The organism is Lysobacter panacisoli, from assembly GCF_009765165.1.
In the GTDB taxonomy this organism is placed as follows: domain Bacteria; phylum Pseudomonadota; class Gammaproteobacteria; order Xanthomonadales; family Xanthomonadaceae; genus Lysobacter_J; species Lysobacter_J panacisoli.
In genome coordinates, this window is the sequence record NZ_VLNU01000001.1 from 1,222,261 (window position 1) to 1,238,994 (window position 16,734).

Consider the following 16,734-nt stretch of genomic DNA (forward strand, 5'->3'; position numbering starts at 1 on the left):
CGCAAGGGAAGAGGGATGTCAGTCAGGGCGTCGCCGCCGCTGTCGCCGTCGCCGGCGTCGCATCATCCTTCGCTTCAGTCCAGCTGCTGTCCGGATCGAACGACTTCATCGCCTTCGCCTGCGCTTCGCCGTTCGGACCGAGATCCTTCTCGAACACCTGTCCGTCGGTGCCGATCATGAAGCTCATCACGCCGGTGTCGTTGTACTTCGCCGGCCATGCGACGAGCGCGAATCCGCGCGTCATGCGGTTGCCGATGCGATAGTCGTGCGCGCCGCCGGGCGCGGACGCCCCCTGTGCGGTGAGGATGCGGTAGCGGTAGCCGAGGTAATCGCCCTTGGGCAGTTCGTCGCCGAACAGTGGCCCGAGCGGACTCACGTCGCTGCTGTCGTCGTCGGGCCAGTAGAGGCCATCGTGCTCGCCGTCGCTGCTGAGGATGCGCTGCGCGTATTCGAGGACGCCATCGCCATTGTGGTCGGTCTCGGCGTAGTCGAGCTGCGCATCGCGATAGGCCTGTACCGCCTGCAGCACAGCGAGCTCATTGCGACCAATGCGGCGCACGCGCATTTCCTCGCCGCCGGCCTTCGTGTCGAAGCGCCATCCCGCCTTGTCCTGCTTTAGCGGGATCGGCAGTGTCCATCCCTCGTTGCCGACCGCGACCTGCGCCTTCGCGCCGTCGGCGACGACCCGGTGCGACGCCTTCCACTGCGCGAGGAACGCATCGACGTCCTCGCGGTCGATGCCTTCGGTCGGGATGTAGTCGCGCCACGTGGCGCCCAGCACCTTCTTCATCGCCGCCTCGTCACGACTCTGCACCGCGGCGGTGAACGCGTCGGCGGCGGCTTCGGCGGTCGGAAACGCGTCCTGCGCGAAGGCGGACGCGACCGGCAGCAAGGCGAACAGGGCCAGCGTGATCTGGATCGGACGCTTCATCGACATTCCTCCTGATCTTCCGTCAACCGCGACGATGTCCGCCGCCGCCACGCGACTGCCGCTGCACCTGATGCCCGCCCGATCGCGAGGCCTGCGGACGCTGTGCAGACTGTCGACTGGCCTGCCCGCGGTTCGCCTGGGCGCGCGCTTGCTGCGGATGGCTCGCTCCAGCGAAGGCGTTGTTGCGCGAGACATCGTGAGCCCGTGGTTGCGCACGCTGTTGCTGCGGTCGCGGCGTGTGCGTCTGCGAACGCGGTTGCGCACGCGCCTGCTCTGCATGACGCGAGCGAGCCTGCTCGCGCGCCTGCGTGTTGGCGTGTGAGGTTCGTTGACCGCTGCCGGCCCGCGCGCCGTCGTGGCGCTGGCCCTGCGTGCGCGCGGCCGCCGTCTCGCGTGCGCGATCGCGCTGTCCCGCCTGCCCCTGCGTGCGGTTCTGAGCGACGTCGCGCGCGCGATCGCGCTGCGCCTGCGTGCCTGCACCGCCCTGTCCGGGACGCGAGTCGAGCCCGCCCGGACGTTCGCGTGCTTCGCGACCGGCTTCGCGCGCACGGTCCTGCGCCTGGCGGTTGCTCGCCGCCGGCGCCTCGAAGCCGCGCCGCTGCATTTCCTGGCGTGCACGTTCGCGATTGGCCTCGTGCGCGGCATCGTTGCCTCGGAACGCCTGTCGATTCTCGGCGCCGGGCATGCGCTGTTGCCCGAACTGCTCGCGACTGCGCGAATCGCGATATGGCGTGCCGCCACGGAAGTTGGAATCGTGCCGCCAGACGTTGCGGTCGGAACTGATCTGGCGATTGGTATTGATGTTGTTGTAGCGGTTCACGTCGATATCGACGTCGCCGCCGTGCCAGTCCCAGTCTCCCCACAGCGCGTCGGCGACCGCGACACCGGTACCGAAGGCCAGGCCGGCGACGATCGCGCTGCCCGGATACCACGCCGGCGACGGCGGGTAATACGGCGGCGGGTACGACGGATACGGCCAACTGCCGTAGACCGTGGTCGGGTTGTAGCTCGGCACGTAGACCACTTCGGGATTGGTCGGCGCGATCTCGATGATCGTGTCGCCGCCCGCGGGCGGCGGTGGCGGCGCGGCGCTTCCCTCGACTGGTGCAGGCGCGGGCGCGGCCTGCGCCGGTGCGACTGTCACCGTCTGCTGCGGCGTCGATTGCAGGTTGCCCGCAGCCTGTGCCGCGCGACGAAGGCGCTGCACGGCGTCCATCACGTCGCCCGGCTGTGCAAGGAATGCATCGCCCAGACGCTGCACCCAGCCCGGATCCTGGCCGAGCGTGTCGAGTACCTGCGGGAACGCCACGAGCGACTGCACGCTCGGATCCCAGGGCTGATCGGCGACGAGTTTCACCGCCGCGTCGCCCTTCGAGTCGGGATGCGCCTTCGCCCACGTCACCGCATCGGCGACATTGCCCGGATAGGTCGCCGCCATCAGCACCTGCGTCAGCAGCGGATCGGGATACAACGCGATCGGCGCGACCATCTGGTCGAGCTCTTCCTGCCCGAACACCTTCTGCGCCGCCGCCTGTGCTGCGGGCGCGGGGGCCGTCGCGGGCACCGTGGCCGGCGGTTTTGCCGGCGTGGCGGGCTCCGGCGTATCGCGCGAGCACGCGGACGCCAGCAGGATCGACACGGCACAGCACAGGCGAAGCATGCGCATGGGGCCTCTCCATTTGCCCGCGACGGCCGAAGCGACGGCCCCGAATGGGCGGCGGCTATGATGCGCGCCATCCCCGCTACGTTCCTGTGAACATGACCGAGCCTGTCCCCGGCTTCGATGCCGTCCGCGATTACCTCACCGGCCTGCAGGACCGCATCTGTGCGGCCATCGAAACGGCCGACGGCACTGCGCGCTTCCGCGAAGATCTCTGGGAGCGCGCCGAAGGCGGCGGCGGGCGCACCCGCGTGCTGCGCGATGGCGCGGTGTTCGAGCAGGCCGGCATCGGCTTCTCCGACGTTTCAGGCACGAAACTGCCGCCGTCGGCGACCGCGGCACGGCCGGAACTCGCCGGCGCTTCATGGCGCGCGGTCGGTGTCTCGCTGGTATTCCATCCGCGCAACCCCTACCTGCCGACGACGCACGCGAACGTGCGCCACTTCCGCGCGATCCGCGACGGCGAGACGGTGGCGTGGTGGTTCGGCGGTGGCTTCGACCTGACTCCGTTCTATCCCTTCGACGAGGACGTGCTGCACTGGCATCGCGTCGCGCGCGAACTGTGCGAACCGTTCGGCGGGCAGTCGCGCTACGACAAGCACAAGCAATGGTGCGACGAGTACTTCTTCCTCAAGCATCGCAACGAGACGCGCGGCGTCGGCGGACTGTTCTTCGACGACCTGCACGAGGACGCGACGCGGGACTTCGATTACCTGCGCGCAGTCGGCGACGGATTCCTCGACGCCTACCTGCCGATCGTCGAACGCCGCAAGCACACGCCTCACGGCGAGCGCGAGCGCGATTTCCAGCTCTACCGTCGTGGCCGCTATGTCGAGTTCAACCTGGTGTTCGACCGCGGCACGCTGTTCGGCCTGCAGTCGGGCGGACGCACCGAGTCGATCCTGATGAGCCTGCCGCCGCTGGTGCGCTGGGAGTACGGCTTCGCGCCGGAACCCGGCAGTGCCGAGTCGCGCCTGGCCGATTACCTGCGCCCGCGCGACTGGCTGGTCGAACTGCGCTGACCCGCGCGACTCACACGCGCTCGTCGTCCTTCGCCTCGTCGCGCACGACGATGGTGATGTGGCCGTTGGTTTCCAGCAGCGCGAGGTGGATGCGATCGACCTCGCTGCAACCGGCCTCGCGCATCGACTTGGCGAAATCGTCGCGGCTGACCAGCTCGCGCCGCAGCACTTCCTGGTAGACGTGGCCGTTGCGCGCGAGTACCACGGGCACGCCTTCGAGCAGTCGCTCGGCGCGCTTGTTGCGCGCGGTGACGAATCCGACGATCCAGTTCAGCACGATCAGTGTCGCGGCCAACAGCAGGCCGCCCGACATCGATGTGTCCTTGCCCAGCAGCGCGTTCTGCACCGCGTTGCCGAGCAGCACGATCAGCAGCATGTCGAACGCGGTGAACTGCCCCATCGTGCGCTTGCCCGACAACCGGATCATCGCCAGCAGCACCACGTACACGACCACCGCACGCAGCACGAACTCCCACCACGGCATCGACATCTCGAACATCGCACGCCTCGCCAGCTACGGTTTGGCAGACGCTAGCCGCTGGCGGGCGCATTGGTAAGCCCCGACGGCGATCGCGGTCGAAGATCGCGGGGGGAGAGGCGAAGCGCGCGCACCGAACCCGTCCGGAGCACCAGCCCCCTTGGTAAGGGGGCGCGGCGGCAGCCGCGGGGATCGGAAGCGCATAGTGGGGCCCGAAGTTTTGCGCAGCGAAACTTTGGGTTTTTATTGCCCTGCGTAAAACGCAGGCAATAAAAAGCCCCGCAGGCAGGGGGGGCCGGCGGGGCTGGGGAGCGGGACCTGGGGAGGGGTCTTCGCTCCGGGATCACTCCAGGGGAGGGAGAGATCAGCGACAGGCGTTGCACCTGTCGCGACCTATATGACCATTCCGCACATGGATGGTTCGTGAAGATAACCGTTAACAAAATGTTGGATTCAGGAAGGATTCATGCGTTTGGAAACGTTTTTTCCCGGGATTCCCGTTCAGACAGGAATGGCCCCGGTGATGGCATGAAACCTGTCGGACCTGAATCCGACGAACGGTAGGCGCAGGCGTCAGTGCGCCTCGTCCCAGTTGGCGCCCACGCCGCTGTCCACGACCAGCGGAACCCGCAGGCCGGCCGCGCTGGACATGCGCTCGCGCGCTTCGGCGACCAGTGTATCGACGAATCCGGCCTCGACCTCGAACACCAGTTCGTCGTGGACCTGCAGCACCATCAGCGCGCGATCAGCGTGGTCGGCCAGCCAGCCGTCGATTGAGATCATCGCACGCTTGATGATGTCGGCGGCCGTGCCCTGCATCGGCGCGTTGATCGCGGCGCGCTCGGCGCCCGCACGCAGGCCCGCGTTGCGCGCATGGATGTTGTCCAGGTACAGGCGGCGGCCGAACACGGTCTCGACGTAGCCCTGGTCGCGCGCCTGCTGGCGGGTGCGTTCCATGAAATCGCGCACGCCCGGATAACGGCTGAAGTACAGCGCGATGTAATCCTGCGCCTCGCCGCGCGCGATGCCGAGCTGGCGGGCCAGTCCGAACGCGCCCATGCCGTACATCAGCCCGAAGTTGATCGCCTTCGCGGCCCGACGTTCGTTGCTGCTCACGTCATCCATCGCCTTGCCGAACACTTCCGCCGCGGTCGCGCGGTGGATGTCCGCGCCCGACTCGAACGCGCGCAGCAGGCTCGGGTCCTCCGACAGGTGCGCCATGATGCGCAGCTCGATCTGCGAGTAGTCGCAGGCGACGATGCGGCGGCCTTGCGGCGCGACGAACGCCTGGCGGATGCGGCGACCGTCCTCGGTGCGGATCGGGATGTTCTGCAGGTTCGGATCGCTGGACGCCAGCCGTCCGGTCGCCGCGCCCGCCTGGTGGTAGCTGGTATGCACGCGACCGGTATCGCGATTGACCATCTCCGGCAACTTGTCGGTGTACGTACTGCGCAACTTCGACAGACCGCGGTACTCGAGGATCACGCGCGGCAGTTCGTGGTGCTCGGCGATCGCCTCCAGCGCTTCCTCGTTCGTCGACGGCGCACCGGACGGCGTCTTCACCAGTGCCGGCAGCTTCAGTTCATCGAACAGCAACTGGCCCAGCTGCTTGGGCGAATCCAGGTTGAAGGTGCGTCCGGCGAGTTCCGTCGCCTTCTGCTGTGCGGCGAGCATGCGCTTGCCGAGATCCGCCGACTGCCGGCGCAGTTCGTCGGCGTCGATGCGCACACCGTTGGCTTCCACGCGTTCGAGCACCGGCACCAGCGGCATCTCGATCTCGCGGTAGACGTGCGCCAGGCCGGATACCGCCTCCACCTTCGGCGACAACACGCGGTGCAGGCGCAACGTGATGTCCGCATCTTCCGCGGCGTAACGCGTGGCGTCCTCGATGGACACCTGCGAGAACGGAATCGACTTCGCGCCCTTGCCGGCGACGTCCTCGTACTTGACCGTCTCGTAGCCGAGATAGCGGCGAGCGAGCGAGTCCATGTCGTGGCGCGTGGCGGTGGCGTTGAAGACGAAGCTTTCCAGCATCGTGTCGTCGGCGTAGTTGCGCACCTCGATGCCGTTGCGACGCAGTACGTGCAGGTCGTACTTGCCGTGATGGCCCATCTTCTTGCGCGCCGGATCGGCGAGGAGCGGTGCGAGTGCGGCCAGCGCCTCGGTACGGTCGAGCTGCTTGGGCGCGCCCGGATAATCGTGCGCGAGCGGCAGGTAGGCGCCGCTACCCGGCTCGACCGCAAAGCTGATGCCGACCAGGCGCGCCTGCATCGGATCGAGCGAATCGGTTTCGGTGTCGAACGAGAACTCCTCTGCTGCGCGCAGGCGTTCGAGCCAGCGATCGAACTGTTCGCTGGTCAGCACGGTTTCGTATTCGCCCGGCGCGGACAGCGCGGGATCGGTCGCGTCGGCCGGTGCTGTGGCGCTGCGCGCATAGCCGGCCGCGGTGTTGCGCACACCGGACGGACTGCCGGGATGGTCTTCGACCACCGCGCCCGGGCCTTCCAGCTCGCGCAGCGCCTGCTTGAAGCCGTAGCGCGCGTACAGCGTGCGCAGCGCGTCGACGTGGCGCTCGCGCAATACAAGATCGGTCGGACCGCGGTCGAGTTCGACGTCGGTATGGATGGTCGTGAGCGTGCGATTGAGCGGCAGGCGCGGCAGCGCGGCGCGCAGGTTCTCGCCGATCTTGCCCTTGATGCCGTCGGCATGCGCGATGACGGCGTCGAGCGTGCCGTACTCGCCCAGCCACTTGGCGGCTGTCTTGGGCCCGCACTTGTCCACGCCCGGAATGTTGTCGACGCTGTCGCCCATCAGCGCCAGCAGATCGACGATCTGGTCCGGCCGCACGCCGAACTTCTCTATCACCGCCGCGTCGGAATCCAGACGACTACCGCTCATCGTGTTGACCAGCGCGATGCCGGGGCGCACCAGCTGGGCGAAATCCTTGTCGCCGGTGGAGATGGTGACGTCGATGCCCTCGCCCGCCGCGCGCAGGGCGAGCGTGCCGATCACATCGTCGGCCTCCACGCCGTCCACGCGCAGGATGGTCATGCCCAGCGCCTCGACGATCTCGCACATCGGCTGCACCTGCGCGCGCAGGTCGTCGGGCATCGCGGCACGGTTGGCCTTGTATTCGGGATACAGATCGTCGCGGAAGGTCTTGCCGGGCGCGTCGACCACGAAGGCGACGAACTCCGGTCGTTCCTTCAGTGTCGCGCGCAGCATGTTGACCACGCCGAACAGCGCGCCGGTCGGCTCGCCGGCATCGTTGGTCAACGGCGGCAGCGCGTGGAAGGCGCGGTAGAGGTAACTGGAACCGTCGATCAGGACGAGACGGCGCGGCGCGGTCGGGGCGGGATTGGACATGGCGGGATTCTACGACGCGATCCGCGCACGTCCGTCACCGCCGCGTCCACGGCAAGCGCGTATGCTGTGCGTGGGACCCCCACCGCTGCACCCTGGCCAGGAGATCGCCATGCGTCCGTTGCTCACCGCCCTGCTGCTCCCGCTGTTCCTGTACGGCTGCGCGACGATGGGCGGCGCGGACGACCCGACCGCGGGCCTGGTCAATCCCGAAGTCCGTTCGCGCACCGTGAGCGGCGGCGACGCGATCGACGAGTACTACGTCGCCGGCCAGCTGCGCGTGGTGAAGATCACGCCGGCGCGCGGCCCGGTCTACTACCTCGTGGACAACAACGCCGACGGCATCCTCGACAGCAGCAAGGGCGAGGGCCCGATTTCGCCGGTGCAGTACAAGCTGCTGACCTGGTGACGCCGCGCTGAGCGCGCGAAACCGCCGCACGATCCGGATATCGGGGATGCCTGCGCATCCCTAGAGTCGATCGCGTTGCTTCCACGGGAGAACGCGATGAACACCAATGGATCCGATCGTTTCGCGGCGCTGCGCTTCGCCATAGGCGAGAGCTCGCTCGGCCTGGTGCTGGTCGCCGAGGGCGAGCGCGGCATCCGCGCGATCCTGCTCGGCGACGACGCCGGCACGCTGGTCGAGCAGTTGCAGGCGCAGGCGTCGGATGAGCCGCTGTCGATCGATGCGGGCGGCGTGCAGGACACGCTCGCCGAGGTGATCGACTGCATCGAAGCGCCGCACCTGCCATTGGAGCGCCCACTCGACCTGCGCGGCACGCCGTTCCAGCAGGCGGTGTGGCAGGCGCTGCGGACGATACCGCCGGGCACGACGCTCAGCTACGGCGAACTTGCGCGACGCCTCGGCCTCCCGCGCGCGGCGCGCGCGGTGGCCGCGGCCTGCGCGGCGAACGTGCTCGCGGTGGCAGTGCCGTGCCATCGCGTGATCGCGGGCAACGGCGCACTGTCGGGCTATCGCTGGGGCGTCGCACGCAAGCGTGCGTTGCTCACCCGCGAGGCGCGCGCATGAACGCCGTGTTGCGCTCCTCGCGCGATGCGCTGCTGCAGCGCCTGGCGTGGTTCGACTGGGACGGCATCGCGCGCACGCTCGACCAGCAGGGCCATGCACGCCTGCCGTCGGTGCTCGAGGACCCGAATGCGCGCGGCTGGCCGCGCTCTACGATCGCGCCGATGGCTTCCGCAGCCGCGTGGTCATGGCACGACACGGGTTCGGTCGCGGCGAGTACCGCTACTTCGACTATCCACTGCCGGATACGATCGCGCTGCTGCGCGAGGCGGTCTATCCGCACCTGGTCGCGACCGCGAATCGCTGGAACGCGACGATGGGCATCGACATGCGCTACCCATCGACGCACGCGGCGTTCATCGCGCGGTGCCACGAGTCCGGACAGCGGCGACCGACACCGCTGCTGCTGCGCTACGACCGCGACGACTACAACTGTCTGCACCAGGACTTGTACGGCGAGCATGTCTTTCCGCTGCAGATGGCGATCCTGCTGTCGCAGCCGGAGCGCGATTTCGAAGGCGGCGAGTTCGTGCTGACCGAGCAGCGGCCGCGCATGCAGTCGCGCGCCGAGGTCGTGCCACTGCGCCAGGGCGATGCGGTGGTGTTCGCCGTGCATCACCGGCCGGTGCAGGGAACGCGCGGTGCGTATCGCGTGAACATGCGGCACGGCGTGAGCCGGATTCGTTCAGGTCGACGTCACACTTTGGGCATCGTCTTTCACGACGCACTGTAGTTGCGCGCCATAGTCTGGCGGCCAAACCCGCATTCGATGCGCGGCGCTCAAGTCAGGGCGCACGCATGCCGTTAACGGCATGCCGCGTCGCCTGCGACGCGCCCGCGACGAAAAGAGGAAGCCCTGGAGTGTCAGGCACAGAACGACGCAAGACCCAACCCACGCTGGACACCGAAACGCTGCGCAAGGGCCTGACCGAGCCGCAGCGTCGCACGCTGGACGAACTGGAACACTTCCAGTGGTCGCTGGAGTTCGTGCGCCGCCCGATGTTCCAGGATCCGGTGCCGGTGCTTTACGACCGCGAGCGCAAACGCTGCGTCGCGCTCTTGCCCGACGGAACCCTCGACGAGGCGCCTAAGCTGCGCAACGCAAAGGGCTGAGCGCACGCCCCTCTCCATTGGCGAACGAGGGGTTCCGGCAAGAAGCGGGAAGGTTTTCGCTTCCGTCTTAGCTGTCATCCCCGCGAAGGCGGGGATCCACCGTTCCGAACCAGTTCCGGCCTCCGGCGAGTGTGGTGCTCGCAAAGTTGGATTCCCGCCTTCGCGGGAATGACGAGCAGGAACGTCGGAGCACGTCTGGAGAGCGCACGTCCAAGCCAGCGAACTTGAACCGGCTTGTTCAAGCCGGCTGCAGGTTCGCATAAGCCAGCACCAGCCATTTGCTGCCGGCGTCGTCGAAGTTCACCTGCACGCGTGCGTGCGCGCCGCTGCCTTCGTAATCGGTGACGGTGCCCGTCCCGAACGAAGGATGGCGCACGGTCGAACCCAGCTTCACCGGCGGCGCTTCGATCGCCGCATGGCCCATGTCGCGTCGCGGTGCGCCCCCGGAGTACGGGCGCGATACCTGCACCTTCGGCCGCACCTCGTGCAGCAATGTCGCCGGAATCTCGCGCAGGAAGCGCGACGGCACGCCGTACATGTCCATGCCGTGGATGCGGCGCGTTTCCGCATACGCGAGGATCAACTTCTGCCGTGCACGGGTGATGCCGACGTAGGCGAGACGACGTTCTTCTTCGAGCCGCCCGGATTCCTCGGTCGACCGACCGCTCGGGAACACGCCCTCTTCCATGCCGACCAGGAACACCAGCGGGAATTCCAGGCCTTTGGCGCTGTGCAGCGTCATCAGCTGCACGCCTTCCTCGCCGGACTGCACCTGGCCTTCGCCCGCTTCCAGCGCGGCATAACTGAGGAAGGCCACCAGCTCCGGCATCGCCGCGGCGTCTTCCTCGTCGTTGTGCGTGAAGCGCGAGGCCACGGACACCAGCTCGTCGAGGTTGTCCACGCGCGAATCGAGCTGGCCGCGGGATTCGTTGAAGTAGTGGTCACGAAGACCCGAGCGGATCAACACGTGGTCGATCTTCTCCGGCAACGTCATCGTCCCCACTTCGTTGTCGACATCGTCGATCAACGCGAGGAAGCCGGCGACGGCGTTGCGTGCGCGCGCGGCGAGGCCGTTCTCGGCGACGACGCGACGCCCCGCTTCCCACAGCGAGACGCCGTCGGCACGTGCGCGGCGACGCACTTCATCGAGCGTGCGCTCACCGATGCCGCGCGCCGGCGTGTTGACCGCGCGCTCGAACGCCGCGTCGTCCAGGCGCGAGGCGATCAGGCGCAGGTAGGCCAGCGTGTCCTTGATCTCGGCGCGCTCGAAGAAGCGCTGACCGCCGTACACGCGGTACGGCACCTGTTCGGACAGCAGCGATTCTTCGATCGCGCGCGACTGCGCATTGCTGCGGTAGAGCACCGCGACCTCGCCGTAGCTGCCACCGTCGCGCACCCACTGGCGCAGGCGTTCGACCACGAAGCGCGCTTCGTCCATCTCGTTGTACGCGGCGTACAGGTCGATCGGATCGCCGTTGCCGCTGTCGGTCCACAGGTTCTTGCCCAGACGGTCCGGGTTGTGCGCGATGACAGCGTTGGCGGCTTCGAGGATGTTGGCGCTGGAGCGGTAATTCTGTTCCAGGCGGATCGTGCGCGTGTCCGGGAAATCCTTGAGGAAGCGCTGCATGTTCTCGACCTTGGCGCCGCGCCAGCCGTAGATCGACTGGTCGTCGTCGCCGACCACGAACACGTGCCCACTGTCGCCGGCCAGCACGCGCACGAAGGCGTACTGGATCGCGTTGGTGTCCTGGAACTCGTCGACCAGGATCTCGCGGAAGCGATGGCGGTAATGCGCCAGCAGCGCCGGGTTGTCGCGCAGCAGTTCGTGCGCGCGCAGCAGCAGCTCGGCGAAGTCCACGAGGCCGGCGCGCTCGCAGCGCTCCTGGTAGGCCTCGTACGACTTCAGCATCACGTCCGCCCACGGGTCGTTGCCCGCGGGCTGGATGTTGCCCGGGCGGCGACCTTCGTCCTTCTGTGCGTTGATCCACCAGGCGATCTGGCGCGGCGGGAAACGCGCTTCGTCGAGTTCCAGCGCCTGCACGACGCGCTTGACCAGTCGCAGCTGGTCGTCGGAGTCGAGCACCTGGAAGCCTTCGGGCAGCTTCGCTTCCTGCCAGTGCAGGCGCAGCAGGCGATGGGCGAGGCCGTGGAAGGTGCCGATCCACATGCCGCGCGCGCCGTAGCGCAGCTGCGCGTCCACGCGCGCGCGCATCTCGCCCGCGGCCTTGTTGGTGAAGGTCACGGCGAGGATGCCGTGGGTCGGCACGGCGTGGACCTCGTTCAGCCACGCGATGCGATGGGTGAGCACGCGGGTCTTGCCGGAGCCGGCGCCGGCGAGGACGAGGTAGTGACCGGGCGGGGCGCTGACGGCCTCGCGCTGCGCTGGATTCAGCGCGTCGAGCAGGTGGGAGACATCCATGCGGGTATTGTAGCGGCGGCGGTCTCAGGACCTGCTCCGCGACTGGACGAGGCTATGGCTGAATGCGCACGCTCGCGATCCGCTGCCGATGGTTGTGCCCGCTCGTGCTGGCGTTCGCCGGTCTCGCGCCCGCATGGGCACAGGACGAAGAGCGCACGCTGAGCGCGGGCGGCAACACGCTGGAGGTCACCGTCGTCGACGTGGACGATCCGGCCCGCCGCGCCGAGCTGCAGGGCTGGCTGGCGGAAGTCGCCGCCGCGACCCTCACCGCCTATGGCCGCTACCCGCTTGCGCAGGCGCGGGTGCGGATCATGCAGATCGACAGCGACGACGACAGCCCGGTGCCGTGGGGCCAGACTCGCCGGCGCGGCGATGCGGCGGTGCTGCTGTACGTGCGCCGCGACGCGAGCCTGTCCGAACTGCGCGCGGACTGGACCGCGATCCACGAACTCTCGCACCTGTTCCATCCCTACCTCGGCGACGACGGCCGTTGGCTGGCCGAAGGCCTGGCGAGCTACTACCAGAACGTGCTTCGCGCCCGCGCCGGACTGGTCGCGCAGGACGAAGCATGGCGCTTGCTGGAAGCGGGCTTCGCGCGCGGCCGGCGCGAATCCAGCGGCACGCCGCTGGTGGAACTGAGCCGTCGCCATCGCGGCACCATGCGCGTTTACTGGGCCGGCGCGGCGTTCTGGCTGGAAGCGGACATCGCGCTGCGTCGCGACCATCGCAGCAGCCTGGACCAGGTGCTCTCGCGCTACTCGACCTGTTGTCTGCGCGGCGTGGGCGAAGTGCCGCCGCAGGAATTCCTCGCGTCGCTGGACGAACTCTCGCGCAGCCGCGTGTTCTCGGAGTTGTACCGTCGCTACGCGGATTCGCGCGCGTTCCCGCCGCTGGAACACGCGTATCGCGCGCTCGCGATCGAGGAAGACGCGGACGGCAAGCTGGATTTCCGCGACGGCCGCGCGGCCGCGTTGCGGCGCTCGATCATGGCGCCGCCGGCGTCGAAGCCGACGGCGCCCTGACCACACGGGTCAATGGCCGTTCTTGTGCGCCTTGGCGACGCCCGCCATCAGGTGGTCGGTCCAGGCGATGCCGATGGCCGACAGGATGAAGACGCAATGGATGATGGTCTGCCACATCACGCCGGTCTGCGTGTAGGCGCTGTCGGGCGAGCCGAGGTTGCCGATCGCGATGAAGGTCTTGAGCAGGTGGATCGAGGAGATGCCGATGATCGCCATCGCCAGCTTCACCTTCAGCACGCTGGCGTTGACGTGGCTCAGCCATTCCGGCTGGTCCGGGTGGCCCTCCAGGCGCAGGCGCGAAACGAAGGTCTCATAGCCGCCGACGATCACCATCACCAGCAGGTTGGAGATCATCACCACGTCGATCAGACCGAGCACCGCGAGCATGATCAGCTGCTCGCTCAAGGTCGTGGCATGTGAGATCAGGTGCCACAGTTCCTTGATGAACAGCACCACGTACACGCCCTGCGCGACGATCAGGCCCAGGTACAGCGGCAGCTGCAGCCAGCGCGAGGAGAAGATCAGGGAGGGCAGCGGGTTGAGCGGGCTCGATCGGGTCTCGGACATGCGAAAAAGGCTCGGCGACGAAACGGCGGGCTAGGGTAGCGGGCCGCCCCCCGCGACCGCCACCGCGCGAGTCCGCCGGGTTGGGAATCCGCACGGCGGAAGGCCGGATCGGGCAAAGGGGTCCTGCCCTTACACTGGGCGCCCCCACCCCGCCGGAGCCGCGTCCATGATCGACCTGCATTACTGGCCCACACCCAATGGCCACAAGATCGCGATCTTCCTCGAGGAAGCGGGGCTGGACTACACGATCCATCCGGTCGACATCGGCGCCGGCGACCAGTTCAAGCCGGACTACCTGAAGATTTCCCCCAACAACAAGATGCCCGCCATCGTCGACCGCGATCCGGGCGACGGCGGCGCGCCGATCAGCGTGTTCGAATCGGGCGCGATCCTGGCCTACCTCGCCAACAAGACCGGCCGCTTCGTGCCGGCCGACCTGCGAGGCCGCACCCAGGTCAGTCAGTGGCTGCACTGGCAGATGGGCGGGCTGGGTCCGATGACCGGCCAGTACGGCCACTTCCACGTCTACGCGCCGGAAGACCTGCCCTACGCCAAGGACCGCTACCAGCGCGAAGTGCTGCGCCTGCTCGGCGTGCTCGACCGCCAGCTCGAAGGCCGCGAGTTCATCGCCGCCGACGTGTTCTCGATCGCCGACATGGCCGCGCATCCCTGGATCAATCCCTACACCAAGGCACCGTTCGACCTGACCCCGTTCGCCAACGTGCGCCGCTGGCACGCGGCCATCGCCGAACGTCCGGCGGTCAAGCGCGCCTACGCGCTGGCGGACAAGTACGGCGCCAAGCGCGAAATGACCCCCGAAATGCACAAGATCCTCTTCGGAACGCCAACCACCACCGCATGAACAAAACCACCCTTCGCGGCCTCGCCGCCTGCGTCTTCGCCATGTCGATCGCCACCACGTCCCTCCACGCCCAGCCGCCCGCCGCCGCACCGCAGAAGCTGACGCTCGAAGCGCTGGCCGGCGACGCGCCGCTGTCCGGCCCGAGCCTGATGAAGGCGAAGATCGCGCCCGACGGCAGCCGCGTGACCTTCCTGCGCGGCAAGGACAGCAACAAGAACCGCCTGGACCTGTGGGCCTACGACATCGCGACCGGGCAGACCGCGAAGCTGGTGGATTCGGACGACATCCTGCCGGGCGACGAAGTGCTCAGCGACGCCGAGAAGGCGCGCCGCGAACGCCAGCGCATCGCCGCGCTGAGCGGCATCGTCGATTACCAGTGGTCGCCGGACAGCCGGACGCTGCTGTTCCCGCTGGGCGGCGAGCTGTACATGTACGACCTGTCCAAGTCCGGCAAGGCCGCGGTGCGCAAGCTCACCAACGGCGGCGGCTTCGCGACCGACCCGAAGATCTCGCCGCGCGGCGGCTTCGTCAGCTTCGTGCGCGACCGCAACCTGTGGGTGATCGACCTGTCGGGCGGCCAGCAGGTCCAGCTGACCCGCGACGGCAGCGACACCATCGGCAACGGCGTGGCCGAATTCGTCGCCGACGAGGAAATGGACCGCCACACCGGTTACTGGTGGGCGCCGGACGATTCGGCCATCGCCTTCGCACGCATCGACGAAACCCCGGTGCCGGTGCAGAAGCGCTACGAGGTCTATCCGGACCGCACCGAAGTCGTCGAACAGCGTTACCCCGCCGCGGGCGACCGCAACGTGCTGGTCAAGCTGGGCGTGATCAAGCCCGCCGCGAACGCCGCGACGAAGTGGATCGACCTGGGCAGCAACCCGGACATCTACCTCGCGCGCGTGGACTGGCGTGATGCGCAGCGCCTGACGTTCCAGCGCCAGTCGCGCGACCAGCACACGCTCGAACTGGTCGAGACGCAGCTCGCCAACGGCAAGCAGCGCACGCTCGTCACCGAAACCAGCACCACGTGGGTGCCGCTGCACAACGACCTGCGCTTCCTCAAGGACGGTCGCATCCTGTGGAACAGCGAGCGTAGCGGTTTCGAGCACCTCTACCTGCTGTCGGAAGACGGTGGCAACGCGACCGCGCTGACCTCCGGCGCATGGCCGGTGGACGGCGTGCTCGCGGTGGATGAAGCCGCGGGCCAGGTGTACTTCGCCGCCGGCAAGGATTCGCCGCTGGATTCGCAGGTGTATCGCGTGCCGCTGGCCGGTGGCGCGATCGAACGCCTGTCGAAGACCGACGGCACGCACAGCGCCAGCTTCGCCAAGAACGCCAGCGTGTTCGTCGACAGCTGGTCCAACCCGGCCACGCCGCCGCAGCTGGAGCTGTTCCGCAACGACGGCACCCGGATCGCCCCGCTGCTGAAGAACGAGCTGTCCGATCCGCAGCATCCGTACGCGAAGTTCGCCGCCGCGCAGCAGCCGATCGAGTTCGGCACGCTCAAGGCCGCCGACGGTGCGACGACGCTGCACTACAGCGTGCTCAAGCCGGCCGGTTTCGATGCACGCAAACGCTACCCGGTGGTGGTGATGGTCTATGGCGGCCCGGCCTCGCAGACGGTCAAGCGCGCGTGGGCACCGGACTTCAACCAATACCTCGCGCAGCACGGTTACGTCGTGTTCTCGATCGACAACCGCGGCACGCCGCGTCGCGGCGCGGCATTCGGCGGCGCGCTGTACGGCAAGCAGGGCACGGTCGAAGTGGCCGACCAGCTCAAGGGCGTGGAATGGCTGAAGTCGCAGTCGTGGGTCGATGGAAACCGCATCGGCGTGTACGGCTGGTCCAACGGCGGCTACATGACGCTGATGCTGCTGGCCAAGGCCTCGAACCAGTACGCCTGCGGCGTCGCCGGCGCACCGGTCACCGACTGGGGCCTGTACGACACGCACTACACCGAGCGCTATATGGGCCTGCCGAACGCGAATGTCGACGGTTACCGCGAAGCGCGCGTGCTCGAGCACATCGACGGCCTGACGTCGAAGCTGCTGCTGATCCACGGCATGGCCGACGACAACGTGCTGTTCACCAACTCCACCGCGCTGATGAGCGCGTTGCAGAAGCGCGGCCAGCCGTTCGAGCTGATGACCTACCCGGGCGCGAAGCACGGCCTCAAGGGCGCGGACAACCTGCACCGCCTGCGCCTGACCGAGGACTTCTTCGCCCGCTGCCTGAAGCCCTGATCGCGCGCGTCATTGCGGGAC

General features: G+C 68.0%; 13 protein-coding genes and 1 pseudogene. 8 read left to right on the plus strand and 6 right to left on the minus strand.

Annotated elements, in window-relative coordinates; all coding sequences use genetic code 11:
• Positions 1-22 precede the first annotated feature (22 nt).
• Entirely contained in the window at positions 23-931 is a 909-nt protein-coding gene (locus FOF45_RS05895) for a DUF2950 domain-containing protein (protein ID WP_158983053.1), read from the minus strand.
• Positions 932-953: 22 nt separating this feature from the next.
• Entirely contained in the window at positions 954-2,597 is a 1,644-nt protein-coding gene (locus FOF45_RS05900; protein WP_158983054.1) for a DUF3300 domain-containing protein, read from the minus strand.
• Positions 2,598-2,689: 92 nt separating this feature from the next.
• On the opposite strand from FOF45_RS05900, the gene hemF reads away from it, so the two are divergent.
• Positions 2,690-3,613 carry an oxygen-dependent coproporphyrinogen oxidase gene (hemF, locus tag FOF45_RS05905; RefSeq protein ID WP_158983055.1) on the plus strand — a complete coding sequence of 308 codons (924 nt, stop codon included), beginning with the start codon at positions 2,690-2,692 and terminating at the stop codon, positions 3,611-3,613.
• Between the two features lie 10 nt (positions 3,614-3,623).
• On the opposite strand, the gene FOF45_RS05910 is transcribed toward hemF, so the two are convergent.
• Positions 3,624-4,112: a DUF421 domain-containing protein gene (locus FOF45_RS05910; RefSeq protein WP_158983056.1), complete on the minus strand. Its 489-nt coding sequence runs from the start codon at positions 4,110-4,112 to the stop codon at positions 3,624-3,626.
• A 552-nt stretch (positions 4,113-4,664) separates the two neighbouring features.
• Positions 4,665-7,457 carry a DNA polymerase I gene (gene polA, locus FOF45_RS05915; protein WP_158983057.1) on the minus strand — a complete coding sequence of 931 codons (2,793 nt, stop codon included), beginning with the start codon at positions 7,455-7,457 and terminating at the stop codon, positions 4,665-4,667.
• Positions 7,458-7,566: 109 nt separating this feature from the next.
• Here polA and FOF45_RS05920 point away from each other — a divergent pair, with 109 nt between their 5' ends.
• The 4 genes and pseudogenes from FOF45_RS05920 to FOF45_RS05935 all read left to right on the plus strand — a co-directional run bounded on the left by FOF45_RS05920 (position 7,567) and on the right by FOF45_RS05935 (position 9,594).
• Entirely contained in the window at positions 7,567-7,863 is a 297-nt protein-coding gene (locus FOF45_RS05920; protein WP_158983058.1) for a DUF2782 domain-containing protein, read from the plus strand.
• 135 nt (positions 7,864-7,998) lie between these two features.
• Positions 7,999-8,484 (plus strand): annotated as a pseudogene (locus tag FOF45_RS18465) (methylated-DNA--[protein]-cysteine S-methyltransferase); the annotation flags it as partial.
• A 184-nt stretch (positions 8,485-8,668) separates the two neighbouring features.
• Complete coding sequence (locus FOF45_RS05930; protein WP_233264061.1) at positions 8,669-9,214, plus strand: 2OG-Fe(II) oxygenase; 546 nt, start codon at positions 8,669-8,671, stop codon at positions 9,212-9,214.
• A 128-nt stretch (positions 9,215-9,342) separates the two neighbouring features.
• Positions 9,343-9,594, plus strand: coding sequence for a hypothetical protein (locus tag FOF45_RS05935; RefSeq protein ID WP_233264062.1), 252 nt, complete (start codon positions 9,343-9,345; stop codon positions 9,592-9,594).
• A 238-nt stretch (positions 9,595-9,832) separates the two neighbouring features.
• On the opposite strand, the gene uvrD is transcribed toward FOF45_RS05935, so the two are convergent.
• The gene (gene uvrD, locus FOF45_RS05940; protein ID WP_158983060.1) at positions 9,833-12,013 is read right to left on the minus strand and encodes a DNA helicase II; all 2,181 of its coding nucleotides are present in this window, start codon (positions 12,011-12,013) and stop codon (positions 9,833-9,835) included.
• Positions 12,014-12,075: 62 nt separating this feature from the next.
• Here uvrD and FOF45_RS05945 point away from each other — a divergent pair, with 62 nt between their 5' ends.
• Positions 12,076-13,035 (plus strand): M61 family metallopeptidase, encoded by a 960-nt coding sequence (locus FOF45_RS05945; RefSeq protein WP_158983061.1) that lies wholly within the window; start codon positions 12,076-12,078, stop codon positions 13,033-13,035.
• 9 nt (positions 13,036-13,044) lie between these two features.
• On the opposite strand, the gene FOF45_RS05950 is transcribed toward FOF45_RS05945, so the two are convergent.
• Positions 13,045-13,602: a TIGR00645 family protein gene (locus FOF45_RS05950; protein ID WP_158983062.1), complete on the minus strand. Its 558-nt coding sequence runs from the start codon at positions 13,600-13,602 to the stop codon at positions 13,045-13,047.
• A gap of 166 nt (positions 13,603-13,768) precedes the next feature.
• Between FOF45_RS05950 and FOF45_RS05955 the strand changes: the two genes are divergently transcribed.
• Together FOF45_RS05955 and FOF45_RS05960 are read left to right on the plus strand one after the other, a co-directional pair.
• The gene (locus FOF45_RS05955; RefSeq protein WP_158983063.1) at positions 13,769-14,464 is read left to right on the plus strand and encodes a glutathione S-transferase N-terminal domain-containing protein; all 696 of its coding nucleotides are present in this window, start codon (positions 13,769-13,771) and stop codon (positions 14,462-14,464) included.
• 41 nt (positions 14,465-14,505) lie between these two features.
• Positions 14,506-16,713 carry a S9 family peptidase gene (locus FOF45_RS05960; protein ID WP_199244543.1) on the plus strand — a complete coding sequence of 736 codons (2,208 nt, stop codon included), beginning with the start codon at positions 14,506-14,508 and terminating at the stop codon, positions 16,711-16,713.
• The last annotated feature ends 21 nt before the right edge of the window (positions 16,714-16,734 follow it).